This is a genomic window from Dietzia sp. B19, from assembly GCF_014145155.1.
GTDB lineage: Bacteria > Actinomycetota > Actinomycetes > Mycobacteriales > Mycobacteriaceae > Dietzia > Dietzia natronolimnaea.
Window position 1 is genome coordinate 1 of record NZ_JAALED010000573.1, and the last position, 2,369, is coordinate 2,369.

2 protein-coding genes and 1 pseudogene are annotated in these 2,369 nt (G+C 65.4%); 2 read left to right on the forward strand and 1 reads right to left on the reverse strand.

All coding sequences use genetic code 11. The features are described 5' to 3' along the window. Both G6020_RS16200 and G6020_RS16205 read left to right on the forward strand, forming a co-directional pair. Nucleotides 1-342: cytochrome P450 (locus tag G6020_RS16200; RefSeq protein WP_182611310.1), on the forward strand; the 342-nt coding region annotated here is incomplete at its 5' end. Continuing rightward, entirely contained in the window at nt 339-1,547 is a 1,209-nt protein-coding gene (locus tag G6020_RS16205; RefSeq protein WP_182611317.1) for an FAD-dependent oxidoreductase, read from the forward strand. The genes G6020_RS16200 and G6020_RS16205, both read left to right, overlap by 4 nt. Nucleotides 1,548-2,100: 553 nt before the next feature. Here G6020_RS16205 and G6020_RS16210 read toward each other — a convergent pair. Beyond that, nucleotides 2,101-2,340 (reverse strand): annotated as a pseudogene (locus G6020_RS16210) (TetR family transcriptional regulator); the annotation flags it as partial. Nucleotides 2,341-2,369 lie beyond the last annotated feature (29 nt).

The following is a 2,369-nucleotide window of genomic DNA, read 5'->3' on the forward strand; positions in this document are numbered from 1 at the left end:
ATCGCCAAAGCTGACACCATCTTGAACGGTCAGTTCATCCGTAAGGGCGACAAGGTCGTGATGTGGTACGCCTCGGGCAACCGCGACGAGCGTGTGTTCGAGCGGCCCGATGACTTCATCATCGACAGGGCCAACGCCCGTAACCACATCGCCTTCGGATTCGGCGTACACCGGTGCATGGGCAACCGACTGGCCGAGATGCAGTTGCGGATCCTCTGGGAGGAGCTGCTCCCCCGCTTCGAGAACATCGAGGTCGTCGGCGAGCCGGAGTACGTGCAGTCCAACTTCGTCCGGGGGATCAGCAAGATGATGGTCCAACTCACCCCCAAGGCTGGAACATAATGCCGCAGCGGGCCCTTGTCGTGGGGGCCAGCCATGCCGGAGCCCAACTCGCGGCGAGCCTGCGGCAGGACGGGTGGAGCGGTGAGATCGTCCTCATCGGCGAGGAGCCCACGGTGCCCTACCAGCGCCCGCCACTGTCGAAGGCGTATCTCGCCGGGAAAACCACCCTCGACGAGATCACCATCCGCAGTTCGGACTTCTACTCCAAGCAGCGAATCCAGCTTCTCAACGCGCACGTGGAGGCGATCGACCGCTCGGCTGGGCACATCGTTATGAGCACCGGCGACACACTGACATACGACAAGCTCGCGCTGTGCACGGGAGCCCGCCCTCGTCAGCTCCGCGTTCCTGGGGCCGATCTCGCCGGGGTCCATTACCTTCGGACCGCCGCAGACGTCGAGTTGATCCGCACGTCCGCCGCCCCCGGGCGGCGGGTGGTGATCGTCGGGGGCGGCTACATCGGACTTGAGACGGCCGCCTCGCTACGGGCACTGGACCTGGACGTCACCGTGCTCGAGGCGACCACTCGCGTCCTCGAGCGGGTCACTGCTCCCGACGTCTCGACGTTCTTCGAGCGGATCCACCGAGAGGAGGGCATCGATATCCGGACGTGCGCCAAAGTCGCAGCATTAGTCGGAGACGACTGCGTCCGCGAGGTCCTCCTGTCCACTGGCGAGTCGATCCCGGCTGATCTGGTCATCGTGGGCATCGGTGTTGAACCGAGAACAGAACTCGCCGACGCTGCGGGTCTCGTGGTCGACAACGGCATCGTGATCGACGACCATGCCCGGACCGAGGACCCCGACATCGTGGCCGCCGGAGATTGCACAAGCCATGACATCGCCCGTTACGGCTGCCGTATACGCATGGAGTCCGTGTCGAGTGCGGGGGAGCAGGCCAAGGTCGCCGCCTCGACCGTCTGCGGAAAATCTAGGAAGATCGAGGCGCTTCCCTGGTTCTGGTCAGATCAATACGATCTCAAGCTGCAGATCGCCGGTCTCAACACCGGTTACGACGAAGTCGTCCTCAGCGGTGACCCCACCCGGGACCGCGACTTCAGCTGCTTCTACCTCCGTGGTGGCGAGCTCCTTGCTGCAGACTGCATCAACCGCCCCCGCGATTTCATGTTCAGCAAGCGAGCCATCACCCAGCAGCTTCCCGTCGATAGGGCCGAGCTGATGCTCGGCGGACTTGCCCGCAGTTGATCGATCGTGGGTGTTGGATACGACGAGCAGCGACCGTGTTTCGGAAAGGAACATCAATTGACGACCGTGATTCGCCACCCTCGTCGAGCGGGGTGGGACCCGGAGTGTGAAGCGATTCGGCACCACATGCTGCGCACCTACACCTGCCCAGCGTTGAGACCGTCGTAGAGACACTGAGGTGAGACACCCGGTCAGTGTGGATTGAGGCTGGGGCCTCGTCGCGCCGGCGGCGGATCCGCAGGGCCCGTGGTCCGACCGGGCGAAGCGCCGGTCCTTTACCGCGGACTTCACACGTCGGATCGTTGCTGAATATGATGCGGCCCCCGCCGGCGCGAAGGGCGCCGTCCTGCGCCGGGGGCGTCTCTATGATTCGCACGTCAAGGAATAGCGGGCCGCGATCGCCGCCGGCACCCTGGGCGGGGTGAAGAAGGCTGGCCGCAGCCCGCGCAGTCCCGAGCAGGCCCGCATCGCCGAGCTGGAACGCAAGCTCGGCAAGGCTGAGGCCGAGTCGGCGCGTAAGGACGAGGTCCTCGCCGAGATCCAGTCCCACCCTGCGCACGTCCTCGATCCGCTGTTCGATCATGTGACCGAGCGCGGCGGTGATGAGGTCCTCCCGGGTCGGGAAGTGGTGCTGTGCGGCGCCCCGGGAGACGCCGGCGGCGGCGGCCACCGCACCCACGGTGGTCGCCGCCCAGCCCTGTGTCGCCAGGAGATCGATGGAGGCACCGAGCAGTCGTTCCCGCGTGAGGCGGCTACGGTCCTGCTTGGGGGTCCGTTGCTCGGGCTCCGTCATACATCCTCCTGTTACCAGTCCTGCTCGTC